Source organism: Ruegeria sp. AM2 (genome assembly GCF_056540685.1).
This window is the reverse complement of record NZ_JBQFXE010000002.1, coordinates 36,397-53,578: the sequence shown is the minus strand read 5'-3', so window position 1 is coordinate 53,578 and position 17,182 is coordinate 36,397. Positions and strand designations below refer to the sequence as shown.

18 protein-coding genes are annotated in these 17,182 nt (G+C 58.1%); 14 read left to right on the top strand and 4 right to left on the bottom strand.

The features are described 5' to 3' along the window. Positions 1–61: 61 nt before the first annotated feature. On the bottom strand, positions 62–859 hold the full coding sequence (locus tag ACR0CR_RS05815; protein WP_480597607.1) for a phytanoyl-CoA dioxygenase family protein: 798 nt from the start codon (positions 857–859) through the stop codon (positions 62–64). A gap of 85 nt (positions 860–944) precedes the next feature. On the opposite strand from ACR0CR_RS05815, the gene ACR0CR_RS05810 reads away from it, so the two are divergent. Beyond that, positions 945–1,835 carry a LysR family transcriptional regulator gene (locus ACR0CR_RS05810; protein ID WP_480597605.1) on the top strand — a complete coding sequence of 297 codons (891 nt, stop codon included), beginning with the start codon at positions 945–947 and terminating at the stop codon, positions 1,833–1,835. A gap of 2 nt (positions 1,836–1,837) precedes the next feature. On the opposite strand, the gene irrA is transcribed toward ACR0CR_RS05810, so the two are convergent. Continuing rightward, entirely contained in the window at positions 1,838–2,254 is a 417-nt protein-coding gene (irrA, locus tag ACR0CR_RS05805) for an iron response transcriptional regulator IrrA (RefSeq protein ID WP_480597603.1), read from the bottom strand. 187 nt (positions 2,255–2,441) lie between these two features. Between irrA and fabA the strand changes: the two genes are divergently transcribed. From fabA to ACR0CR_RS05785, 4 genes are read left to right on the top strand one after another with little or no spacing between them, the layout of a single operon-like run. Continuing rightward, positions 2,442–2,951, top strand: coding sequence for a bifunctional 3-hydroxydecanoyl-ACP dehydratase/trans-2-decenoyl-ACP isomerase (gene fabA, locus ACR0CR_RS05800; protein ID WP_037310912.1), 510 nt, complete (start codon positions 2,442–2,444; stop codon positions 2,949–2,951). A 31-nt stretch (positions 2,952–2,982) separates the two neighbouring features. Continuing rightward, the gene (gene fabB, locus ACR0CR_RS05795) at positions 2,983–4,212 is read left to right on the top strand and encodes a beta-ketoacyl-ACP synthase I (protein ID WP_480597602.1); all 1,230 of its coding nucleotides are present in this window, start codon (positions 2,983–2,985) and stop codon (positions 4,210–4,212) included. 5 nt (positions 4,213–4,217) lie between these two features. Continuing rightward, positions 4,218–5,009 (top strand): enoyl-ACP reductase FabI, encoded by a 792-nt coding sequence (locus tag ACR0CR_RS05790; RefSeq protein ID WP_480597601.1) that lies wholly within the window; start codon positions 4,218–4,220, stop codon positions 5,007–5,009. A gap of 59 nt (positions 5,010–5,068) precedes the next feature. After that, positions 5,069–5,263 carry a hypothetical protein gene (locus ACR0CR_RS05785; protein ID WP_480597600.1) on the top strand — a complete coding sequence of 65 codons (195 nt, stop codon included), beginning with the start codon at positions 5,069–5,071 and terminating at the stop codon, positions 5,261–5,263. A gap of 9 nt (positions 5,264–5,272) precedes the next feature. On the opposite strand, the gene ACR0CR_RS05780 is transcribed toward ACR0CR_RS05785, so the two are convergent. Beyond that, complete coding sequence (locus ACR0CR_RS05780; RefSeq protein ID WP_480597598.1) at positions 5,273–5,701, bottom strand: FKBP-type peptidyl-prolyl cis-trans isomerase; 429 nt, start codon at positions 5,699–5,701, stop codon at positions 5,273–5,275. Between the two features lie 124 nt (positions 5,702–5,825). Between ACR0CR_RS05780 and ACR0CR_RS05775 the strand changes: the two genes are divergently transcribed. From ACR0CR_RS05775 to ACR0CR_RS05735, 9 genes are all read left to right on the top strand, one after another. Further along, entirely contained in the window at positions 5,826–6,512 is a 687-nt protein-coding gene (locus tag ACR0CR_RS05775) for a haloacid dehalogenase type II (RefSeq protein ID WP_480597597.1), read from the top strand. Continuing rightward, positions 6,512–7,339 (top strand): alpha/beta fold hydrolase, encoded by an 828-nt coding sequence (locus ACR0CR_RS05770; protein ID WP_480597596.1) that lies wholly within the window; start codon positions 6,512–6,514, stop codon positions 7,337–7,339. Before ACR0CR_RS05775 ends, ACR0CR_RS05770 begins: the two co-directional genes overlap by 1 nt. Continuing rightward, positions 7,336–8,310 (top strand): threonine ammonia-lyase, encoded by a 975-nt coding sequence (locus ACR0CR_RS05765; protein ID WP_480597595.1) that lies wholly within the window; start codon positions 7,336–7,338, stop codon positions 8,308–8,310. The genes ACR0CR_RS05770 and ACR0CR_RS05765 overlap by 4 nt, the downstream gene beginning before the upstream one ends. Before the next feature lie 75 nt (positions 8,311–8,385). Next, positions 8,386–9,174 carry a 3-oxoadipate enol-lactonase gene (gene pcaD / locus ACR0CR_RS05760; protein WP_480597594.1) on the top strand — a complete coding sequence of 263 codons (789 nt, stop codon included), beginning with the start codon at positions 8,386–8,388 and terminating at the stop codon, positions 9,172–9,174. Between the two features lie 11 nt (positions 9,175–9,185). Continuing rightward, complete coding sequence (locus ACR0CR_RS05755; RefSeq protein ID WP_480597592.1) at positions 9,186–9,899, top strand: alpha/beta fold hydrolase; 714 nt, start codon at positions 9,186–9,188, stop codon at positions 9,897–9,899. A 79-nt stretch (positions 9,900–9,978) separates the two neighbouring features. Beyond that, positions 9,979–11,178 carry a TCR/Tet family MFS transporter gene (locus ACR0CR_RS05750; RefSeq protein WP_480597590.1) on the top strand — a complete coding sequence of 400 codons (1,200 nt, stop codon included), beginning with the start codon at positions 9,979–9,981 and terminating at the stop codon, positions 11,176–11,178. Positions 11,179–11,259: 81 nt separating this feature from the next. After that, on the top strand, positions 11,260–12,354 hold the full coding sequence (locus ACR0CR_RS05745; protein ID WP_480597588.1) for a Zn-dependent alcohol dehydrogenase: 1,095 nt from the start codon (positions 11,260–11,262) through the stop codon (positions 12,352–12,354). Between the two features lie 22 nt (positions 12,355–12,376). Beyond that, positions 12,377–13,609: a mandelate racemase/muconate lactonizing enzyme family protein gene (locus ACR0CR_RS05740; protein ID WP_480597587.1), complete on the top strand. Its 1,233-nt coding sequence runs from the start codon at positions 12,377–12,379 to the stop codon at positions 13,607–13,609. 108 nt (positions 13,610–13,717) lie between these two features. After that, positions 13,718–14,005: an ArsR/SmtB family transcription factor gene (locus ACR0CR_RS05735; RefSeq protein ID WP_480597585.1), complete on the top strand. Its 288-nt coding sequence runs from the start codon at positions 13,718–13,720 to the stop codon at positions 14,003–14,005. Here ACR0CR_RS05735 and ACR0CR_RS05730 read toward each other — a convergent pair. Beyond that, positions 14,002–16,998: a cyclic nucleotide-binding domain-containing protein gene (locus tag ACR0CR_RS05730; protein WP_480598234.1), complete on the bottom strand. Its 2,997-nt coding sequence runs from the start codon at positions 16,996–16,998 to the stop codon at positions 14,002–14,004. The two genes, ACR0CR_RS05735 and ACR0CR_RS05730, sit on opposite strands and share 4 nt — an antisense overlap. Positions 16,999–17,182: the final 184 nt, after the last annotated feature.

Sequence of the window (17,182 nt, the reverse complement as noted above, 5' to 3'; positions counted from 1 at the left end):
TTCTTCTGTTTGATACTATTTCGGAGGAATCGCGGCCTCACTGCGATACGGGCCAAGCCCTCTACCGCTGCAGCAAAACCGGAAACCAGTCCTGGCGAAGGCGCTGACCGGTCTCCATGTCATGACCCGGGTACGGAGGTGACGTCCGCCCCGGTCGCTCTACGTACCGCGCGTCATCCCCAACCAGCCGCAAAGAAAATGCGCGGCGGCGTTTGTCGGATCGGTTTCCCCGTGCGCCATGCAACGTGCGAAAGTTGAACGCCACCGCATCGCCCGGTTCCATTTCGAATTCGACAACCCGCATGCCTTCCGCATCAGGATCGGGCACCGGGATGTATTGCCCTTCGTCCGGGAAGAACCCGTCTTCCGACACCCAACGTGTTGGCAGAACCTCTTTCTCCCATCGATGTGATCCGGCCACACAGCGCAGCGTGGCCTGGGTCACCGGGTCCAGCGGCGACCAGAAGCTGATCGTCTGCTGCCCTTCGACAAAATAATAGGGTCCATCCTGATGCCAGGGGGTCGCCATCGAAGTGCCCGGTTCCTTGACCAAGACGTGATCATGAAACATCTGCACGGACTGCGATTGCATAAGGTCCGCGGCGACCTCGGCCGCCGGAGATGTCTCAATCACATCGCGAAACTGATCAATCCGGGACCAGTTGCAATAGTCGTCAAAGAACAGCCCGGTCTCACCCTGCTTTTTGTTTTCGGACGCATAGGGGCCTGGCTCGGCCATGTTGACCCCGACCCCGGCGCGCAGCGCTTCGACATGATCAGCGAACAGACCCCTGACCAAGACCACACCGTCCTGCTGGTAGGTGTCGATCATCTGCTGAGTAACCAAAGGATGGGGCATTCTTGTCTCCGTGCTGGGGTTGGGTGATTTGCGCATAACAGACCCCTCTGTTCAAATCATATCTTTCAAAGGTAGACTTAAGTTCATGTTATATATTTCACTGCGCCAATATGAATACGTCTGCGCCATCGGGCGGCATGGCAGCCTTTCTGCCGCGGCGCTGGCCCTAAATGTCTCACAACCAGCGTTGTCCAATGCCCTGACCCGAGTCGAAGTGCATTTGGGCCATCCATTGTTTGCCCGCAAACGCGGAGCCGCCATGGCGCTAACGCCACAAGGGCGCAGCTTCATCGATGAGGCTGAAACCTTGTTGATCAAGGCCGCAAGTCTAGAGAATGCGTCAGATGCAAGGGCGGCTCAGGCGCAGTTGCGATTGGGATGTTTCACCGATTTGGCGCCTTTTGTTCTGGCCAAAGCGCTGCGCCATCTGAGGGAAAACCTGCCGGATGTTGCGATAACATATAAGGTGGATGATTTCGAAAATCTGGTGAAGGGAATGACAGACGGCCATATTGATCTGGCAATAACTTATGACCTGACTCTGGACGCGTCGTTTTCAAAAACCGTGCTTTTCATGCGTCACCCATATGCCTTTATGCCTCCGGATCACGCTTATGCAGACCAAAAATCGTTGAAGTTGCAGGACCTGGCGTCTCAGCCCCTGATATTGTCAGACGAAGGACTATCAGCGCAGCACATATTGGGTTTATTCCGGCAGATCGGCCAGCGCCCGTTTGTCGCTCATAGGGCGGCATCACTGGAAATTCAACGCAGCCTAGCAGCGCATGGCGAGGGCGTCGCCATCAGCTACGCAGATACCCCAGCCCGGATCAGTTACGATGGAATGGCGCTGCGCAGCGCGCCCATTATGGACCAATTTGCCGTTGAGCCTGTGGTGCTGGCCCGGCACGGAACAGGTCCGTCGCACCCGCAAATCTCCAAAGCCGAGAACGCGCTGGTATCAATAATGACGTAGGGTTACGTTTTCCGAAGCCGGATCACGACATCCACCGAGGCGATTTCGACCCCGTCCGGCGCTTCGGGCAGACGCTGGATGACCAGTTCCTCGGACGGGGCATCGCTGAGGCGGCCCTCATCCTCCCAGAAGAAATGGGGGTGATCGTGGGTGTTGGTATCAAAGTAGCTTTTTGATCCGTCGACCGTGATCTCCTGCAAGACGCCGGCGTCACAAAACGCGCGCAACGTGTTGTAAACGGTGGCCAAAGACACCGCGTCGCCGTTCTTTTTCGCTGATTCAAACAGGCTTTCGGCAGTGACATGGCGATGCCGCCCATCGCCGACAAGCAATTCGGCCAATGCCACACGTTGGCGCGTTGGACGAAGTCCGGCGTCAACCAACCAATTCGTGGCGATGTTCTGGCTCTGCGGTGTCATGAGTCCGATACCTGATTGTTGCTGAGGTATATATAAGTACTCTGGTCAGGTAATTTCAAATGAAATTCATTCGCAAAGAATGGTCTGAAGACAACGCATGTGGGCGACCGCTCTTGCAGGACCTTGCATACGGGTGTTAGACGAGGCCAGATTGAACGAACAGACCCCTGGCAGGAGAGGCGGCAGAATGGCCCAATTCCCGAGCAGCTTTGACAAGGACGATCTGCTGAAATGCGCTCGTGGCGAGTTATTTGGCCCTGGCAACGCGCAACTGCCTGCCCCGCCGATGCTGATGATGGATCGGATCACCGATATCTCGGGTGATGGCGGCGCGCATGGCAAAGGGCATGTTCTTGCCGAATTCGACATCACGCCGGACCTTTGGTTCTTTGACTGCCATTTTCCCGGCAACCCGATCATGCCTGGCTGTCTGGGTCTCGATGGGCTGTGGCAGCTGACCGGCTTCAACCTGGGCTGGCGCGGCTGGCAGGGGCGCGGTATGGCCGTGGGTGTGGGTGAGGTAAAGCTGACCGGCATGGTGCGCCCGGACCGCAAGATGCTGACCTATAAGATAGACTTCAAAAAAGCGATCCAGACCCGCCGCCTGACAATGGGTGTGGCGGATGGAATCGTCGAAGCGGACGGTGAAATGATTTACGACGTCAAGGACATGAAGGTCGTTCTGTCCGAAGCCTGAGCCTGATCGGCCCTAAACAAGGAGCACGCACATGCGTCGAGTAGTTGTCACCGGTTTGGGGGTCGTGTCCTCCATCGGGAACAATGCGCAAGAGGTTCTGGCCTCACTCAAAACCGGAAAATCCGGCATCGAGGCGAACGAGCAGATGGTCGAGCACGGCTTTCGCAGCCAGATTGCTGGATCGCTCAAGATTGACGTGGCCGAACATGTAGACAAACGGACCCTGCGCTTTATGGGGCCTGGTGCTGCCTATGCCCATATCGCCATGAGCCAGGCGATCGCAGATTCAGGCTTGACCGAAGATCAGGTCGTGAACCCGCGCACCGGTCTGGTGGCAGGGTCAGGTGGCCCCTCGACCAGCGCCATGCTGACCGCTCATCAAACCGTACTGAAGAACGGTGCAACCAAGCGGATCGGGCCATTTGCCGTGCCAAAATGCATGTGCTCGACGATTTCCGCGAACCTCGCGACAGCGTTCAAGATCAAAGGGATCAACTATTCGATCACCTCTGCCTGCTCGACCTCGCTGCACTGCATCGGCAACGCGGCGGAACAGATCATGCTGGGCAAGCAGGACGTGATGTTTGCCGGCGGTGGCGAAGAATTGGACTGGACCCTCTCCTGCCTGTTCGACGCAATGGGCGCGATGTCGTCCAAGTATAACGACACGCCCGACAAAGCCTCGCGTGCGTTTGATCAGAATCGCGACGGATTCGTGATTTCGGGCGGCGGCGGCATCGTCGTGCTCGAGGATTTGGACCACGCCCTGGCGCGCGGTGCCAAGATTTACGCCGAAGTGACCGGTTATGCCGCGACTTCGGATGGGCATGACATGGTGGCCCCCTCGGGCGAAGGCGGTGAGCGCGCGATGCGTCTGGCTCTGTCCACCGTGCCCGAAGGCCGCAAGGTCGGGTACATCAACGCGCACGGCACCTCGACCCCGGTCGGCGATGTCGGCGAGGTTGAGGCCGTGCGCCGCATCTTTGGCGAGGGACACGTACCGCCGATTTCCTCGACCAAATCGATGACCGGCCACGCGCAAGGCGCAGCAGGCGCGCTGGAGGCAATCTTCTGCCTGCTGATGCTGGACAATGATTTCATTACACCGTCGATCAATGTCGACACATTAGCCGAAGGCATCCTGCCCGGTGAAATTGCAACTCAATTGGTTGAAAACGCAGGATTAGACAGTGTCATGACCAACAGCTTTGGCTTTGGTGGCACCAACGGGTCCATGGTTCTGTCCAAGTATAACGGGTGAAAAAGATGTCAGATCTTCTAAAGGGCAAACGCGGCCTGGTCATGGGCGTGGCGAATGACCGCTCGATCGCTTGGGGTATCGCCAAAGCCATGCACGAGGCGGGTGCCGAACTGGCCTTCACCTATCAGGGCGAGGCATTCGGCAAGCGCTTGGAGCCGCTGGCCCAAAGCCTTGGCAGTGATTTCATGGTCGATGCGGATGTCACTGATGACGAATCGCTGGACCGAGCCTTCACGGAACTGGGCAGCCGCTGGCCGACAATCGATTTCGTGGTCCACGCAATCGCCTATTCCGACAAGTCCGAACTGACAGGCCGGTTCCTGAATACGACGCGTGCGAATTTCAAACACTCGCTGGATGTATCCGCCTACTCGTTCATCGAGGTCGCGCGCCGCGCCTATCCGCTGATGAAGGAAAATGGCGGGACCTTGCTGACGCTGACCTATCAGGGCTCGAACAAGGTGGTTCCGAATTACAACGTGATGGGTGTTGCCAAGGCAGCGCTGGAATCTGCGACGCGGTATCTTGCCAATGATCTGGGTCCTGAAGGCATTCGCGTGAATGCAATCTCACCGGGCCCGATGAAGACGCTGGCCGGTGCGGCCATCGGTGGCGCACGCAAGACGTACAAGTTCTGCGATCAGAACGCACCGATGCGTTCGAACGCCACGCTTGAGGCGGTGGGCGGTACAGCTGTTTACCTGGCATCGGACGCGGGCACTTATACATCAGGTGAGATCATCCGGGTGGACGGTGGATACCACATACTTGGCATGCCACAGCCCGAGTCCATGTGACCATATCTTTCCCTTTAGCCGCCCAGATTTGACCATCTTTGGGCGGCAGGGATTGTGCCATGAGCAAGTTTGAACACATCCTCGCAAGCAATGGGCGCCCCATGGGCGTCCGGCACAGTTCCGCGATCAAGCGCGGACCGGCGCGCATTCTGCTGCTGGTCCTAACGATCCTGTTGATCGCTGTTGCGTTCTGGAACCAACCGCAAATCCGGGCGGCGGTTCAGGCAATGTTAGGCCAGATACCCGGGTTCTGAGACTGACCTTCAGTTGATCGACACGATCTCGATGTCGAAATTCAGGTCCTTGCCCGCCAAAGGATGGTTGGCGTCAAGCGTCACTGTGGCTTCGTCCACCTCAACCACGGTTACCGGCAAGGTTTGACCATCAGGCGTCTGCATCTGCAACTGCGTCCCAATTTCCAGCGGAATGTCATCGGGGATACCTTCACGCGGGATCGCCTGCCGTGCACCGGGGTTGATTGGTCCATAGGCATCGACGCATGGGATCTCGACCCGCTTCTTCTCGCCCACTTCCATCCCGGGCAGCGCAGAATCCAGACCGGGAATGACCTGACCCGACCCCACGGTAAACTCAAGCGGATCGCGCCCATCCGAGCTGTCAAATACGCTACCGTCCAGCAGAGTGCCCGTGTAATGGATGCGAATTGTGTCGCCTTGTTTGATTGCGGTCATTGTGGCCTCCGGCCTGAAAGGGGTTAAGCGCCGCACCCTAAAGGCGCGCACGGCAAAGTAAACCCTGCCCTCTTTAACCCTGTAAATTGATGTGCAAATCTGCGCCCGATCAGGAGGGGACTAGATGGCTATAACGACCTGTATTTTCGACGCATATGGAACCTTGTTTGACGTCGCCGCCGCCGCGCGGCAAGCAGCGACGGAGCCCGAGTTCCCTGCCTTGCAAGACACGTGGCCCCAAGTCGCCAACCACTGGCGTCTGAAGCAGCTGCAATACACTTGGTTGCGAGCGGTCGCTGATGCCCACGCGGATTTTTGGGATGTCACGCAGGACGGCCTGGACTGGGCGTTGGAGGCGACAGGGCTTCAGGGCGATGCCGCCCTGCGCCAGCGACTGTTGGATTTGTATTGGGAACTTCAAGCCTACCCGGAAGTGCCGGAGATGCTGAAAGCCTTGAAAGCGGGCGGCTTGCAGACGGCGATCCTGTCCAACGGGTCGCCGCCAATGCTGGATGGGGCCGTGCAGTCGGCCGGGATCGGAGCGGTGTTGGATGACGTCCTTTCCGTGGAAAGCGTCGGCATTTTCAAGCCCCACGCCAAAGTCTACGATCTGGTTCAAAACAGGTTCGGCTGCGCCCGTGACGAAGTGCTTTTTGTCAGCTCAAACGGATGGGACGCGGCGGGGGCAAGCGGTTATGGCTTTGTCACCGCATGGGTCAACCGCGCAGGTGAACCGATGGACCGCCTTCCCTGGCACCCGACGCACGTTCTTTCCGATCTCACGACAATTCCCAAACTGGCAGGGCTTTGATGACTTACTTTTCGACGACCGATGGCAAACAGCTCTACTTTGAGGATTCAGGTCAGGGTGCGCCGTTGCTATGTCTGGCCGGACTGACGCGCAACACACAGGATTTCTCGTTCCTCGCGCCACATGTGCGTGAACACCGCATGATTGCGATGGATTACAGGGGTCGCGGACGGTCCGATCACGATCCGGCCTATCAAAACTACAGCATTCTGAGAGAGGCACAGGATGTAATTGAGCTATTGGATCATCTGGGGCTGGATCGCGTCAGCATCCTTGGCACGTCGCGCGGTGGGCTTATCGCGATGGCGCTTGCGGCGGGTCACCCGGATCGGCTGAGCAGCGTCATTTTGAATGATGTGGGCCCGGTCATCGAACCATCCGCGATTGACCGGATCATGAGCTATGTCGGGAAAGAACCGGCGGCGAAGACAATCGAGCAAGCGGCGCAGGCCTTGCAGCATATGATGGGTTCAGAATTTCCAGGCGTTGCGTTCGAACGGTGGCTCAAAATGGCCGCGTTTCAATACGATGAAACGCCCGATGGCCTGACGCTGCGCTATGACACTGCGCTCCGCACAGCGCTGGTAGAACAGAGCGCCGCCGGTGAGGTCGCTGATCTGTGGCCCCTTTTCGATGCGTTGCGCGACATACCCACAGGCGTATTGCGCGGTGCGAATTCGGACTTGCTGAGCGAACAGACCCTGTCTGCAATGCAGGACCGCCATCCCGGTTTGATGACAGCCATTGTTCCCGACCGCGGCCATGTTCCCTTTCTGGACGAACCGGAATCGCTGGCCCTTCTGCAAAGGGTATTGGGAAAGCTATGAGCACATTCGAAATGATCGAAGCCGCCGCCCGGCGGTTGCAGGGGCACGCGCGGGTAACGCCGCTTTTGGCCTCTCCGTTTCTGGACGAAATTGCCGGGCGCCGGGTTTTGGTCAAACCCGAATGCCTGCAGCATACCGGAAGTTTCAAATTTCGCGGCGCGTGGTCTGCCATTTCAGCTTTGGATAATGATGCGCGCCAGCGCGGCGTCATTGCCTATTCGTCAGGCAACCACGCGCAAGGCATCGCGTTGGCCGCGTCGCGCCATGGCGTGTCTTCGGTGATCGTGATGCCCTCGGATGCACCTCAGCTTAAAATTGACAACACGCGTGCCTTGGGTGGCGAAGTAGTTCTGTACGACCGCGCCACAGAAAGCCGCGAAAACATTGGCGAGGCGCTGGCAGCCCAGCGCGGCCTGACCCTAATCCGCCCATATGACGAACCTCAGGTGATCGCCGGACAGGGCACCACCGGCCTTGAGATTGCAGAACAGGCGCGCGAACTGGGCGTGACCAAGGGTGACGTTCTGGTTTGCTGCGGCGGGGGCGGTTTGACCTCGGGCATTGCACTGGCGCTGGAGCGAAACGCGCCAGGCTTGAGGCCGCGACCGTGTGAGCCGCTAGGGTTTGACGATGTAAAACGATCTTTGGCGGCGGGAAGCATACAGTCCAACGATGCGACGTCGGGCAATATCTGCGATGCGATTTTAACTCCACAACCGGGACAAATCACATTCCCAATCCTGAATCGTTTATGCGGCCCAGGTCTTGCAGTGTCTGAGCAAGACGCCCTGCACGCCATGGCCCTGGCATTCCTGCGTTTGAAGATCGTACTGGAGCCCGGCGGCGCGGTTTCGCTTGCCGCGGCATTGTTTCAGAAAGATCAGATTGACGGCGACGCCGTAATTGTGGTCGCGTCAGGTGGTAATGTCGACCCTCAAGTTTTCGCACAAACGTCAGAATACCTGACCTGACAGCGTTTCGAAACTGAGGCAGTTTAACCTTGGATGACCGGGCGTTGATGCGCCCGCTTTTAGGGATGAAGACCGATGCAAATCGCCGACCTCGGGGATGTAAATCTGCATTTTCGAATCGATGGGGACCCGAATGGGGCTCCAATTGTGTTCGCAAATTCGCTGGGCACGGACCTGCGCTTGTGGGACCCGATCTTGCCGCACCTGCCTGATGGGTTGCGCATCATACGATACGACAAACGTGGTCATGGCCTGTCTGAGGTGACACCGGCCCCATACTCGATGGGAACGCTGGTTCGCGATGCCGAACGCTTGTTGGATCATCTAGAGGTTCGCGACTGCATGTTTGTGGGCCTGTCCATCGGCGGCATGATCGCGCAGGGGCTTGCCGTTAAGCGCATGGATCAAATCCGCGCGATGGTTCTGTCGAACACAGCGGCGAAGATCGGCACACCCAATATCTGGCAGGAACGCATGGACGCCGTGCGCTCGGGCGGCATCGAAGCTTTGGCCGACGCGACCATGGAGCGGTGGTTTTCCAAGGCCTTCCGCGCCACGCCGCAGATGGCGCTTTGGCGCAATATGATGGTGCGGCAACCCGCTGACGGGTATCTGGGCTGTTCCGGCGCTATCTCGGGCACCGACTTTTACACGCCGACCAGCGGGCTGCGCCTTCCGACGCTTGGCATCGCAGGCAGCGAAGATGGATCGACCCCGCCTGACCTTGTGCGTGAAACGGTCGATCTGGTCCCCGGATCACGGTTCGAATTGATGCGGAAAGCGGGCCACCTTCCGTGTGTCGAGCGCCCAAAAGAATATGCCGCGCTGCTGTCGGCATTCCTGGCCGAAACCGGCCACATATAAAGGGGGTCAACTTGGCAGATTTCCTTTTAATTCACGGCTCGTGCCACGGAGCCTGGTGCTGGCGAGAGCTAACGCCGCAACTGACCGCGCTGGGCCACCGCGCGCGCGCAATCGATTTGCCCAGCCACGGCTCGGACCCGACACCGATTGCAGATGTCACATTGGAACTGTGCCGCGACAAGGTTTTGGAAGCTTCGACACCCGACACCATCCTTATCGGACATTCCTGGGGCGGCTACCCGGTCAGCGCCGCAGCCGAGGCCGCGCCCGATTCCATGCGCGGACTGGTATATCTGTGCGCCTATGTCCCGGAAGACGGCCTGTCGATGATCGAGATGCGAAAGCGTGCGCCCCGACAACTGATCGGCGATGCGGTCGAGGTTTCCGCAGACGGTCTGTCATACAGTGTCCGGCCAGACCGGGTGACAGGGCTGTTCTACCATGATTGCCCGTCCGAGGTCACCGCATACGCATTTGCTCGACTATGCCCGCAGGCTATAGCCCCTCAGAATACGCCGCTTTCGATTGGTGCAAACTTCGCGCGGGTCCCCAAAGCTTATATTCGCACAACCGACGACCGGACTGTTCCAACAGAATATCAGGAGGAAATGAGTCGCGTCGCGCCACCTGAGTTGCGGTTGGCAATCGACAGCTCTCATTCTCCGTTCTTTTCCCATCCACGCGTTCTGGCTGGCTTGCTGGATCAAATCGCACAAAAGATGTAGCGGTTCGGGACTGCAGATGTCTCTTCCCCCACTCACATCGCGACGCTAGGGTTTCGGCGTAATCAGGTTCCGAGGTTCCATGCGTCTGCCCTTTTTGTTTGTGCTCGGTCTGGTGATGATAGACGCGATGGGCATCGGTCTGGTTTTGCCAATCATGCCGCAGCTGATTGTCGAGGTTCAGGGCGGCACACTCGCGGATGCGGCGCTTTGGGGTGGCGTTCTCAGCACGGCATTTGCGGCGATGCAGTTCCTGTTTGGCCCGGTTCTTGGCAACCTTTCAGATGCCTACGGTCGCCGCACGGTCATCCTGGTGTCGCTTTTCGTCATGGCGCTGGATTATGTGGTGATGGCGATTGCTGGCAGTATCTGGCTGCTGCTGGCTGGTCGAATTGTCGGCGGGATCACGGCGGCCACACATTCGACTGCCTCTGCGTTTATGGCAGATGTGTCAAAGCCCCATGAAAAAGCGGCCAATTTTGGCCTCTTGGGCGCGGCATTCGGATTGGGGTTTGTTTTGGGGCCTCTTCTTGGAGGTCTGTTAGCCGAATTCGGAACCCGCGCGCCGTTTTGGGCTGCGGCAGGCCTGTCCGCCTTCGGATTTGTCGCGGGCCTTTGGATTATGCCCGAGACGGTGACAGATAAGACACGTCGTCCATTCAATTGGCGACGGGCAAACCCCGTCGGATCGCTCAGCGCAATTGCAGCACTTCCCGGTATTCGCCCGCTGCTATGGGTCTATTTTCTGTACTCGGTTTCAATCTACGTCTACCCAGCCATTTGGGCCTATTTCACGCTGGAACGCTTTGGCTGGTCACCCCAGATGATCGGCCTATCGCTGGCCGTCTATGGTATCGGCATGGCAGCGGTTCAGGGCGGGTTGATCCGGCCTGCAACGCGCTATTTAGGTGAACGCACCACCATCATCTGCGGCATGGTGTTCGAGGTTGGCAGCTTCGCTATCCTGGCCTTCCTGAGCAATGGTATCGTCGCCTTGATGTTGATCCCGATTACTGCGGTAGGGGCCGTGATCACCCCGGCGCTGCAGGCGTTAATGTCACGAGCCACACCGGATTCTCAGCAAGGAGAGTTGCAAGGCGTTCTAACGGCATTGCACGCGTTGTCGATGATCATCTCACCACTAATCATGACCGGCGTTTTCGCCTATTTTGTCAGCCAATCCGCGCCGATCTACTTGCCGGGCGCGCCGTTCCTTTTGGCTTTGGTTCTCATGGCGGTCGGGTTCATTCTGTTCCTGCGTCCACGCACAGATTTGGCCTGACAACGACCTTCCGATGACGGATTTCAACTTGCAGCCCAACGCCCAAAGGGTCACCGTAAGCGAAAAGGAACGGGGAAAGTCATGCAATCCATCAAAGCGGCCGTGTGCCGGGAATTCGGCGCGCCTTTGGTCATCGAGGATGTTCTGATTGCGCCGCCCGGAATGGGCGAGGTCGAGGTCACCCTGGACGCGGTGGCGATCTGCCATTCTGATATCTCATTTGCCAGCGGCGCTTGGGGTGGCTTTCTTCCGGCAGTCTACGGGCACGAGGCAGCGGGTGTCATCACGGCCATCGGCGAAGGTGCCGGGGCGTTTGAGGTGGGCCAGTCAGTCGTTGTCACTCTGATCCGGGCTTGTGGGTCCTGCCCTTCCTGCGCCGGAGGCAAGCCCACAATTTGCGAAACCCCCTTTGACACGACCAAGGGCCCATTGCGCTCTGCCGATGGCGGCCCGATGGATCAGGCCATGGCCTGCGGTGCGTTTGCCGAAAAGGTGGTGGTCGATCACCGCCAGATTGTCAAAATTCCAGACACCATGCCAAAAGATGTGGCCAGCCTGCTGTCTTGCGGGGTCATCACCGGGGTCGGCGCAGCGGTAAACGCAGCGGGTTTGCGCGCGGGTCAGGATGTTGTTGTCATCGGTGCGGGCGGGGTCGGACTGAATGCCATTCAGGGTGCCCGCATTGCCGGGGCCAGACGTATCGTGGCGGTCGATATGACCGACGAAAAGCTGGAATTCGCCAAAGAGTTTGGCGCAACCCATGGCGTGCGCGCTGATACCAAGGCTCCTTGGAAAGCAGCTTACAAAGCGCTGGGCGGGCGCGGGGCGGATGCGGTCCTGGTCACCGTCGGCGCGATTCCAGCCTATGATCAAGCGCCGCGCTATTTGGGACGGGGCGGTAAGGCGATAATGATCGGGATGCCGCATTCCGGCGACATGTCGTCTTATGAACCCGTGGTGCTGGCGGCCTTGGGCCAAGGCTTGATCGGGTCGAAAATGGGAGACGTTGTCATTCAACGCGATATTCCATGGATGATCGATCTGTATGACCAAGGACGGTTGAAGCTGGATGAGTTGATTTCCGGCCGCTGGTCGCTGTCGCAAATCAACGAGGCGATCAATGACACCAAGACCGGATCAGCCAAGCGAAACGTAATTCTATTCGACAGGGATTGATCCCGACCGCAGAGGGTTCGGAATGAAACTGCAAGACCTCGACATCATCGTCACCGCGCCCCCTGCCCCCGGCTGGGGTGGGCGATATTGGATTCTGGTCAAAGTCACGACCGATACCGGGATCACAGGATGGGGCGAGTGTTATGCCTCCTCTGTCGGACCCGAGGCGATGCGGCATGTAATCCGCGACGTGTTTGAGCGGCACATGCAGGGCGAAAACCCTGAAAACATCGAATTGATGTTCCGCCGCGCCTACTCCAGCGGGTTCACACAGCGCCCCGACCTGACCGTCATGGGCGCGTTTTCGGGACTGGAAATCGCCTGCTGGGACATCCTTGGCAAAGACCGCGACCGCCCGGTTTATGCATTGCTCGGCGGCCAGATGAACGAACGCATCCGGGCCTATACGTATCTGTACCCGCTTCCGCAGCATAATTTGACAGATTTCTGGACCTCACCGGAACAGGCCGCAGAATGCGCGTCCGAGATGGTCCGGCGCGGCTTTACCGCGGTCAAGTTCGACCCGGCTGGCCCTTATACGATCCGGGGCGGTCATATGCCTGCCATGTCCGACATCTCATTGTCCGTGGCTTTCTGCAAGGCCATCCGCGAGGCGGTTGGAGACAAGGCCGATCTGTTGTTTGGCACCCATGGCCAGTTCAACACCGCCGGGGCTATCCGATTGGGACAGGCCTTAGAGCCCTATTCCCCGCTCTGGTTCGAAGAACCCACGCCGCCCGACATGATCGAAGATATGGCCCGCGTCGCGCGCAACGTTCGTATTCCCGTCGCCACCGGAGAGCGGATGACGACCAAGGCCGAGTTCGGCGCTGTTCTTCGCGCGGGTGCGGCGGAAATTCTGCAACCGGCTTTGGGGCGCGCAGGCGGGATCTGGGAGATGAAGAAAGTCGCCGCTATGGCCGAGGTTTTCAACGCTCAGATGGCACCCCACCTATACGCCGGCCCGATCGAATGGGCAGCCAACATTCATCTTGCTGCGTCGATCCCTAACCTGTTGTTGCTGGAAACCATTGAAACCCCGTTCCACGACCAGTTGATCAAAAGCAGTCTGAAGGTCGATGGCGGGTTTGTGACGGCGCCAACCGCGCCCGGGTTGGGTGTCGATGTGGACGAAGCCTTGGCCCGCGCGCACCCCTATTCCGGCGACGGCTTGCATCTGCAGATGCAGGAGGAGCCTTGTGATTATGTCGAAGGGAATGCTTTTCAGGGCGGAGCGCCTGCAACCGAGGGGTGACAACCCAAAATATCCTGAGGCATAGTGGTCGAACGTCACATTTCAAACAGGCTACCCGTGCCCCTCAACGAACTAGCACCACAAATCGCTCACGGCGACCCTTCCGATATGAAGAACAACGCGGCCAAAGCGGCTGGGTTTCTGAAGACCCTGGCCCATGAAGGGCGGTTGATGGTTCTGTGCCACCTGAGCAACGGCGAGAAATCGGTTGGCGAATTGGAAGAGCTGTTGCAGATGCGCCAAGCCGCTGTCAGTCAAATGCTGGCCCGACTGCGTCTGGAAAACCTGGTATCAACGCGGCGCGAGGGGAAAACGGTTTTCTATTCCCTTCAGGACGGCGATACCGCTCGGGTCATTGCCTTGATGTATGAATTGTTCTGCAGCCCGGATCGCTAGTTCGAGACATAGCCCGCAATCACCTGCATCAACTTGAATGCCGTGGCGGCGTCGTTCTCGACAACAGCCAGGAATTCTTCTTCACCGATGCGCAGGCAGGATAGATCGGATTCGGCAATCATGCTGAGCGCGCGAGGCTCTTTTCTGATGAGGCCCAGTTCTCCGACCAGCGCGCCGGGACCAACTTTGGCGATCAACTGATCTGGCCCGTCCATCTGGGGCAGGTACAGCCCCGCCTCGCCTTCCAAAACGACATAAGCACCATCCGTCGGCTGATCGTCTTTCAGGAATACGACTTCGCCCGGTTTTGCATCAAACCAGCGCGCACCAAAGGCCAGCAGCCGCAATTGACGACGGTCGAGCCCCGAAAACAACGGCGTCTGTTCCAGCGCGCGGAGCTTGCGCGCCAGATCGGCCGAGGCTGCGCTGTCTTCTTCCACGTCTGCGGGTCCTTCGTCTGACACCACCCGACCTTGGCGGATTTCGACATACATGTCGAACACATCCGGATTTTCATATTGGTCATGCAGATAAATGACCGTGGTTTCAGGCAGCAACGCGCGCAGGTTCTTGTAGACGGCCACCTGGGTGTCCATGTCGTAGCTGGCCAAAGCGCTGTCGAGGATCAGAATGTCCGGCTTCTTAATCGTCGCCCGCGTGAAGGACAGAGGTTCAGCAAAGACTGCAGGCAGGTTCTGACCACCCAAGGCGACCGGGACATCGTAAATAAGCTCAACAATCAGCGGACGCGCTCCGCTTTCAGACAGGACGTCTACAATCAGATTGCGGGCCTCGTCAGACCGGACACCGCCGATCTGGCTAACCTTGCCGAACAGCGCGTTTTCCATGACCGTCAGGCCCGGCGCAAACTTTTCGGAATCCAAAGGCACGAACACATCATGCAACGTCTTGAGCAGTTCATGAGAGTGGCTGTGGCGCAGCTCAAGAATGCGGCTTTTGAGTTCGTCGGTGAAAGCCGGGCCAATTTGTTCGGCGGATATCACGACCGGGACGGCCAGCAGGTTTGCGAGTTGGTCGTCATTTAGGCCCGCGACCCCTTCGTTCCGGGTACGCTCAATCAGTTCGACGGCCGCTTCATAAGTTTGTGCCTCAAGTCCCAGTTTTCGGAACAGGGGGTGATCAGTACCGTCCAGACCAAAGATCTGCCGCAACATTTCGATCACGTCGCGGGTCAGACCAACCAGAACTTCATCCAGGCCCAACTCGCGCAACTGGCCTAGAAACACAGTTTGCTGCGCAAGCAATTCTTGGGTGACCGGAACGCGGGGGGTCGCAAACAACAAGTTCTCAGCGACAGGCAAGGCGGGGTTGTAGGCGTCGCGATCAAAGATCAAAGCCTGCTGTTCGAATCCTGCATTCCTGACAGCCTGCTGTATGGCAGGGCGCTGGTCTACAAGCGTTTTGGCAAGCACAGGATGCTGTTCAGGGTCAAAGGTCTGTTCCGCACCACGTTTGAACAACGCTGCACCCGAACCCATCCCGTCGATCAGTTGCAACCACCAGTCCCGTAGTTCTTTGGCATCCTCGAGCCCCGCGCGCGATGGGTCGAGCCATTCCGCGTGATAGGGGTCGGCGCTGTTTCCGGCGCGCAAGGTCTCTGCAAAACCCGGGTCCTCGGTCTCATCTGACAGCGGTCGGAACCGCATGGGCATCATGACGTTATCGCCAAGGGTTCCCTGAAACATTACCGGGCGCGACGACGCATAGCCGATGCATGCAGCGATCACACTCTGATGCACACGCGTTACGTCTTTCCCGCCGATCTTTAGGCTGCCAGCGCTGGGCAGGATTTCTCGGGTCAGCAGTTCGGACAAAGCGCGTCTGTCTTCTTCGCTTGGCGCCTCAATTCCGATGGTCTTGCCAGCCGGGAATGTCAGGTCGAGATCGTCGAGGACCTGATTGCCGTCCATGTCGCGTACAGAAACATGGCTAAGAACCACGTCACCTTTGAGGCTGGGTGCTTCTTCTGGCTCACCCTCGAACAGGGTCTCGTCTTGCATGCCGGACGGATCGAACCGTTCGATCACCACATCCCAACGCAAAGACATGTCCTGTGTCTGGTTGTAATAAGTCAGCAACTCCTTCCACGGGGAGCTCAGGTCCTTATACGCCGCCAAAGCTGCAACCAGTGCACCCAGCGAAACCGATCCCTGCAGAACCAAAAGGCCGCCGATCAGGTAGAACATGAACGGAGTCAGTTGCGAGATGAAGTTGTTGATGAACTTCATAAAGAACTTCTTCTGGTAGATCTCGAACCGGATTCCGAACAGACGACCCAATTGGTGCGAGATCATTGCCCGACGGTAACGCCAGCCGCCATTCGAACGCAGCGTGGCGGCACCTGCAGCGTTTTCTCCGATCTGAGCGGCCAATACGCGCACTTCCTGAATGCGGCGCTTGTTCAACAGGTTGATCTGGCGCTGCAGGCGGGGGATCAGCCAGGCCTGCAACGGGATCAATGCAACAGCAGCCAGACCGAACCAGACGCTTTGCAAAAACAGGAAAGACAGGATGGTGATCATCTGACCGGCTTGCAGCACCGGCTGGCTTATTGCATCGCCCATCAACCCGCCCATCGGCTCGCTTTCGGCGGTGATCATCGACACCAGTTCGCCCTGACTGACCCGCTCAAAATACGGCTGTGGGAACAACAGCGCACGGCTGATCAGCTGGTACCGAAACCGGCGCAACATACGTTCGCTCAGCACGCCTTTCATCGTGTTGATCCGCATCTTCATCAAACCATGGGCCAGCACCGCGAACAGAAAGGCGAAACACAGAATGATCAGAAACGTGGTCTGCGGCAGGCTGAACCCCCAGACATCCACGATCTGGGTCGTGGCGCCGATTGCGTCATTTATGATCCGCTTGGGCAGCTCAAGCGTCAGGTAGAGCAACGGGAACAACGTCGAAGTCACGGCCAGCAAAATCAGCTGATCGCGTTTCGAATATTTCCAGATGAACCGAAAAATCGTGCGTTCTATGGAACCCGTCCCTGCTGTTGGCCTGCCATTAAAATCATTGATTTAAGCCTGAATGCAACGGCCCGAATTTACCGCAATCGTATCGGTTTACGCAAATGAAATTGAAAATCAGGCCGATTTCCTCTTGTGTGAACCAGTTCATTTGCGCAGCATGCGATTACCCCTTAATCTA